5 protein-coding genes are annotated in these 5,847 nt (G+C 61.0%); 3 read left to right on the top strand and 2 right to left on the bottom strand.

Annotated features, from left to right (window positions below):
* The 3 genes from ACK4OE_RS24855 to ACK4OE_RS24865 form a co-directional block, all read left to right on the top strand.
* The coding region (locus ACK4OE_RS24855; protein ID WP_409889104.1) for a 3-keto-5-aminohexanoate cleavage protein at positions 1-530 on the top strand (530 nt) is incomplete at its 5' end.
* A 307-nt stretch (positions 531-837) separates the two neighbouring features.
* Entirely contained in the window at positions 838-1,875 is a 1,038-nt protein-coding gene (locus ACK4OE_RS24860) for an AAA family ATPase (RefSeq protein ID WP_409889105.1), read from the top strand.
* 8 nt (positions 1,876-1,883) lie between these two features.
* Positions 1,884-2,381: a hypothetical protein gene (locus ACK4OE_RS24865; protein ID WP_192427997.1), complete on the top strand. Its 498-nt coding sequence runs from the start codon at positions 1,884-1,886 to the stop codon at positions 2,379-2,381.
* Between the two features lie 48 nt (positions 2,382-2,429).
* Here the strand turns inward: ACK4OE_RS24865 and ACK4OE_RS24870 are convergent, their stop codons facing one another.
* Entirely contained in the window at positions 2,430-4,607 is a 2,178-nt protein-coding gene (locus tag ACK4OE_RS24870) for a 3-hydroxyacyl-CoA dehydrogenase NAD-binding domain-containing protein (protein WP_409889106.1), read from the bottom strand.
* A 23-nt stretch (positions 4,608-4,630) separates the two neighbouring features.
* Positions 4,631-5,836 carry an acetyl-CoA C-acetyltransferase gene (locus ACK4OE_RS24875; protein WP_409889107.1) on the bottom strand — a complete coding sequence of 402 codons (1,206 nt, stop codon included), beginning with the start codon at positions 5,834-5,836 and terminating at the stop codon, positions 4,631-4,633.
* Between the last annotated feature and the right edge of the window lie 11 nt (positions 5,837-5,847).

A 5,847-nucleotide genomic window follows, 5' to 3' on the forward strand; every position in this document is an offset into this window, starting at 1 on the left:
TGCGCAGCAACGGCACCTGGGCCTGGCCGCCCATGCTGTTCGACAACCAGCCCGCCAAGGTCAAGGACTTCATCGACGTGATGCTGGAAACCGGCACGCTGCCCGAGTTCGAATGCTTCGATGTGGGCATCGTGCGCTGCGTGGAGATGTATGTGCAGACCGGCATGTATACCGAGCGCCTGCCCGAATACAACTTTGTGATGGGCGTCGAATCCGGCATGCCTGCCGACCCCGACCTGCTGCCCATCTTGCTCAAGCTAAAAATCAAGGGCGCCCCCTGGCAAGCCACCGTCATTGGCCGTAGCGAGATCTGGCCCGTGCACCAGCGCGTGGCCGAGCTGGGCGGGCATCTGCGCACGGGGCTGGAAGATACGTTCTATCTGCCGGATGGGACGAAGGCAGATTCGAACGGGCCGCTGGTTGAGAAACTGGCGGAGTACGCGCGGAATGCGGGGCGGGAGGTGGCTTCGCCGCAGGAGGCGCGGGGGATGTTGGGACTTCAGGATGTTGGGTTGACGCTATCGTCGTAGTGACTGGTTGTCATCTACGTGCACGCATTTGAGCTTGTTGAGACGCTGTGCACTTAGTGTCAGTTGCCGTCGTCGGAAATAGTCAAATTCAGGCTTGTTATGCTAATAACAGGAATCATTTTTCCTCTAGCCCCAGCCTCCTCGGATGGTATCCTCCCGCGGAATCGCGCGTTCTACCCCCAGATGCTGAGGCTAGGCTTTGAGATGGACGTGCTGTGAATTCGCATAACCTCGCTTCGTCTTTGAATTCTTCGAGCAAGCTGAGTTTTGCGTGAAATTCCTCCGAAATCCGAATGGAAAAACATTCATGCTCAAGTCTGCAACATTTCAAAGCTTGACTACAGTCCCAAATGGCAAGTGGTCTTTTGCTGATGGACTGAACGTCATCATCGGAGAAAACGGACTTGGTAAGTCACATGTTCTAAAAGCCCTTTATTCCATGCTCAAAGTGCAGTCTGGTCGCTCTGAGGAGTTGACGAAGACGAGCTTGGAGAAGGCATATGCAGAGAAGCTTTCTCGGGTGATGAGGCCAGAATCCCTAGGGCGATTGGTTAAGCGTAAGCAAGGGCGAGATCGGTGCGAGATCCGACTGAGCATGAAGCAGGGAGGGCTCAACAGCGCGATTGGATTTGCTACGAACGCGAAGTCCCAGGTTGATGTGCTTCAAGTGCCGGAAAGTGCTCTTACTCAGTCGCCCGTTTATCTTCCGACCCGAGAATTGGTGACGTTGTGCCCGTGGTTCTTGAATCTTTATGACAACTATCACTTGGAGTTTGAAGAGACATGGCGTGACACGGTTTCTCTGCTTGGGGCTCCATCTGTAAAAGGGCCTCGGGAAAATCGTGCTGCTCAGCTTCTGAAACCTTTAGAGGAAGAACTGGGGGGCAAGGTGGAAATGGATGCCTCCAGCGGGCGCTTCTATCTTCGAGTCACCGGAGAAGGGCGCATGGAAATGCCGTTGGTCGCAGAAGGGTTACGAAAATTTGCAATGTTGGCGCGCCTCATAAATACAGGCGTGCTGCTAGGCAAGGGGTATTTGTTTTGGGATGAGCCCGAAACCAACCTCAATCCCAAGCTAATCAAAACGCTAGCACGATGTATTGTTGAATTGTCGGCTCAGGGAATTCAGGTTTTCATTGCGACGCACAGTTTATTTTTGCTGCGCGAGTTTGAAATTTTGCTGGGTAGAAGAGGCGAGGATGAGCCTGTGTCTGCTCGCTATTTTGGGCTTAGTGTTGAAAATGAAGTGATCACGTTGCGTCAGTCTGATGATGTAAATGGTGTCGGTCCAATCACATCACTTGAGGAGAGCTTGGCGCAATCCGATCGATATATGGAATTGTGAGGAAATGCATGCCGGTGGTTAAGCAAGTCGAGAGGCTGACGTTCACCTTTCCCGATGGATGGAAAGTAGATAAGTTTGATGATTGGAATTTCTATCGTGGGCACTTTTCCAAGCAGATGAATGGCATCAAAGCGGTTGACTTGTTAGCTTTGGATCCTGACGGAGTGGCTTACTTTATTGAGGTAAAAGACTACCGTCACCCAGATACAGTCAAGCCCACAGGTTTAGCGGACGCGATCGCCAATAAGGTCTTGATGAGTTTGGCGGCGTTGTTGCCTGCAAAGTTTCACGCGAATGACCCTGGTGAGCAGGCGCTAGCTTCTGATGTTCTTGGTTGCACAGGCTTCAAAGTGATCGCGCACCTGGAACAGCCACAAGCGCACCGGCCAGTGGTGGATCGCGCCGACATCAAGCAGAAGTTGCAGCAGCGCCTTGGCGCAGTTGATCGCCGAGTCAAGGTCACCAGTATGAGCAACATGGGTGGTGTTGCGTGGGCTGTTCAATGACAGTCATATTAGGCCCGGACGAGTCGAGAACAGCACATGCACCTCGCCTCATTGGTCAAACACCGGCCGGAATCGCGTAGTGACGTCCCGGGCTCTTGCGTCTAAAACAAATCTCGACCCGTACTTCGCCGCCAGTTCATCAGCGCGCTTGAAGAACGAGTCGATTCCAGTGCCGTAGACAAACTGCATCGCCCCCCCCGTCCAAGCCGGAAACCCGATCCCAAAAATCGACCCGATGTTCGCGTCATGCACGCTGGTCAACACGCCCTCGGCCAGGCAACGCGCAGTCTCGATAGCCTGGCGGTAGAGCAAACGATCCTGGATCTCCTGCACGCTCCATTCCACGCCGGGCTTTTCGAACAGAGGTTTCAGCTCTGGCCACAGGTGCTTCTTGGCGCCTGCGGGGTAGTCGTAAAAGCCGCCGCCACCCGCGCGGCCGGGGCGCTTCAGCTCCTTGACCATGCGCTCCACCAGCAGCTCGCCGGGCGTGGCGGTGTAGGTTTTGCCTTCGGCCGCGTAGTCGGCACGGGTCTGCTCCAGCACGTGCACGCTCAGGGTTAGCGCGGTTTCGTCCAGCACGGCCAGCGGGCCCACGGGCAGGCCGGCCTGCATGGCGGCGTTTTCAATGGCGGCGGCGGGGATGCCTTCGCCCAGCATGGCGGCGCCTTCCATCACAAAGGTGCCGAAGGTGCGGCTGGTGTAGAAGCCGCGTGAGTCATTGACCACGATGGGCACCTTGCCCAGGGCCTGCACGTAGTCGAACGCGCGGGCCACGGTTTCGTCATCTGTCTGTTTGCCGCGAATGATCTCCACCAGCTTCATCTTGTCCACGGGGCTGAAGAAGTGGATGCCGACAAACTTCTCGGGCCGGCTGCTGGCCGTGGCCAGGCCGCTGATGGGCAGGGTGGAGGTGTTGCTGGCAAAGAAGCCGCCGGGCGCAAGTTGCGGCTCGGCTTCTTGCGTGACCTTGGCCTTGAGGTCGCGGCTTTCAAAAACCGCTTCGATGATGAGGTCGCAGCCCGCCAGGTCGGCCGCGCTGGGGGTGGGCGTGATACGCGAGAGCAGTGCTTGTTGCGCCTCGGCCGTCATGCGGCCCTTGTCCACGCGGGCCTGCGTGAGTTTGGCGCTGTAGGCCTTGCCCGCCTCGGCCTTCTCCGCGCTCACGTCCTTGAGCACGGTGGCGATGCCCCGGCTGGCCTGGGCCCAGGCGATGCCTGCGCCCATCATGCCGGCGCCCAGGATGCCGACCTTTTGCGGCTTGTAGCGCGGCGCATTGCCGGGGCGTGACTTGCCGCTCTTGATAGCGTTCATGTCGAAGAAGAAGGTGTTGATCATGTTGCGCGCCACGGGGCCGGTCATCAGGCGGGCGAGGTAGCGGCTTTCGATGCGCAGGGCGGTGTCGTAGTCCACCATGGCGCCTTCGACCATGGCGGCCAGCGCGGCCTCGGGCGCGGGGTAGCGGCCGCGCGTGGTCTTCTTGAGCATGGCGGGCGCAACGGTGAGGGCGCCTGCAATCTTGGGGTTGGCGGGTGTGCCGCCGGGCATCTTGTAGTTCTTGTCGTCCCACGGCTGCACCGCGTGCGGGTGGGTGGCGATGTGGGCCAGGGCGGCGGGCAGCAGTTGTTCGCGCGTGGCCACCAGTTCGTGCACCAGTTGCAGCTCCAGCGCTTCGGCGGGGTTGAATAGCTTGCCTTCCAGGATGTAGGGCTGTGCGCCCATCAGGCCCAGCAGGCGCGTCATCTTGGTCACGCCGGTGGCGCCAGGCATCAGGCCCAGCGTCACCTCGGGCAGGCCGAACTGGATCTTGGGGTCGGCCACGGCGATGCGGTAGTGGGCGATCAGGGCCACCTCCCAGCCGCCGCCCAGCGCGGCGCCGTTGAGGCAGGCCACCACGGGGATGCCCAGCGTTTCGAGCGTGCGGAAGTGCTTCTTCATGCGCTCGATTTCGCCAAACGCGTTGGGTGCATCGGCGGGTGTGAGGCGCATGGTGGCCTTGAGGTCGGCGCCCGCAAAGAAGCTGGTCTTGGCCGACGCGAGCACGATGCCCTTGAGCGCGGCGCCCAGGCGTTCGCGGTCGCCCAGCACCTGGGCCGTGACCTCGCCCAGCTCTTGCTGCCACTGGCGGCACATGGTGTTGACGGGGGAGTTGGTTTCGTCAAACGTGATGACGGCGACCTGGCCTTCGGTGCCTTGGGCGGGGATGAGTTCGTAGCGGATGGTTTGCATGTTCTTGTCTCCTACCCAGTCCATCAAATGCGTTCAACAATCGTTGCGATGCCCATGCCGCCGCCCACGCACAGCGTGGCGAGCCCATAGCGCTGGCCCCGGCGGTGCAGCTCGTCAATCAGCGTGCCGAGGATCATGGCGCCCGTGGCGCCCAGCGGGTGACCCATGGCGATGGCGCCGCCGTTCACGTTGACCTTATCGTGCGGCACGCCCAGCTCGCGCATGAAGCGCATGGGCACTGCGGCAAACGCTTCGTTGACTTCAAACAAGTCGATCTGGTCGATGGTCATGCCCGCACGGTCCAGCGCCTTCTTGGCAGCGGGAACGGGGCCGGTGAGCATGATGGTGGGGTCGGCGCCGCTAAGCGCCGTGGCCACAATGCGCGCGCGGGGCGTGAGGCCGTGGGTCTTGGCGGCGGCCTCGTTGCCGATCAGCACGGCGGCGGCGCCATCCACAATGCCTGACGAGTTGCCCGCGTGGTGAACGTGGTGGATGCGCTCCACCTGCGGGTACCGCTGCAGCGCCACGGCGTCAAAGCCCATGCCGCCCAGTTGCTCGAACGAGGCCTTGAGCGCGCCCAGGCCTTCAAGGGTTGTCTTGGGCTTGATGAATTCGTCTTCCGCCAGGATGGTCTGGCCGATGAAGTCGCGCACGGGCACGACCGAATTCTTGAAATAGCCCGCTGCGCGCGCTGCGGTGGCGCGGCGCTGCGATTCGAGTGCGAAGGCGTCCACATCGGCGCGGGTGTAGCCGTCCAGCGTGGCGATCAGGTCGGCGCCGATGCCCTGGGGGACGAACAGCGTGGCGGAGTTGGTGGCGGGGTCTTGCGCCCAGGCGCCACCGTCGGAGCCGATGGGCACGCGGCTCATGCTCTCCACGCCGCCGGCCACTACCAGGTCCTCCCAGCCGCTGCGCACCTTCTGCGCGGCCAGGTTCACGGCTTCCAGGCCCGACGCGCAAAAGCGGTTGACCTGCACGCCCGCACAGCGAAAGTCCCACCCGGCCTTGAGGGCGGCCACCTTCGGCAGCACCGAGCCCTGTTCGCCCACGGGCGAGACGATGCCCATGACCACGTCGTCCACTGCCGCCGTGTCGAAGCGGTGGCGCGCTTGCAGCTCCGTCAGCAGGCCTGCCAGCAGGTCGATGGGCTTGACCTCGTGCAGGGTGCCGTCCTTCTTGCCCTTGCCGCGCGGGGTGCGCAGCGCATCGAATACATAGGCTTCGGTCATGAATGGTCTCC

The sequence above is a fragment of the Acidovorax sp. genome, from assembly GCF_046314175.1.
Lineage (GTDB): Bacteria > Pseudomonadota > Gammaproteobacteria > Burkholderiales > Burkholderiaceae_C > Acidovorax.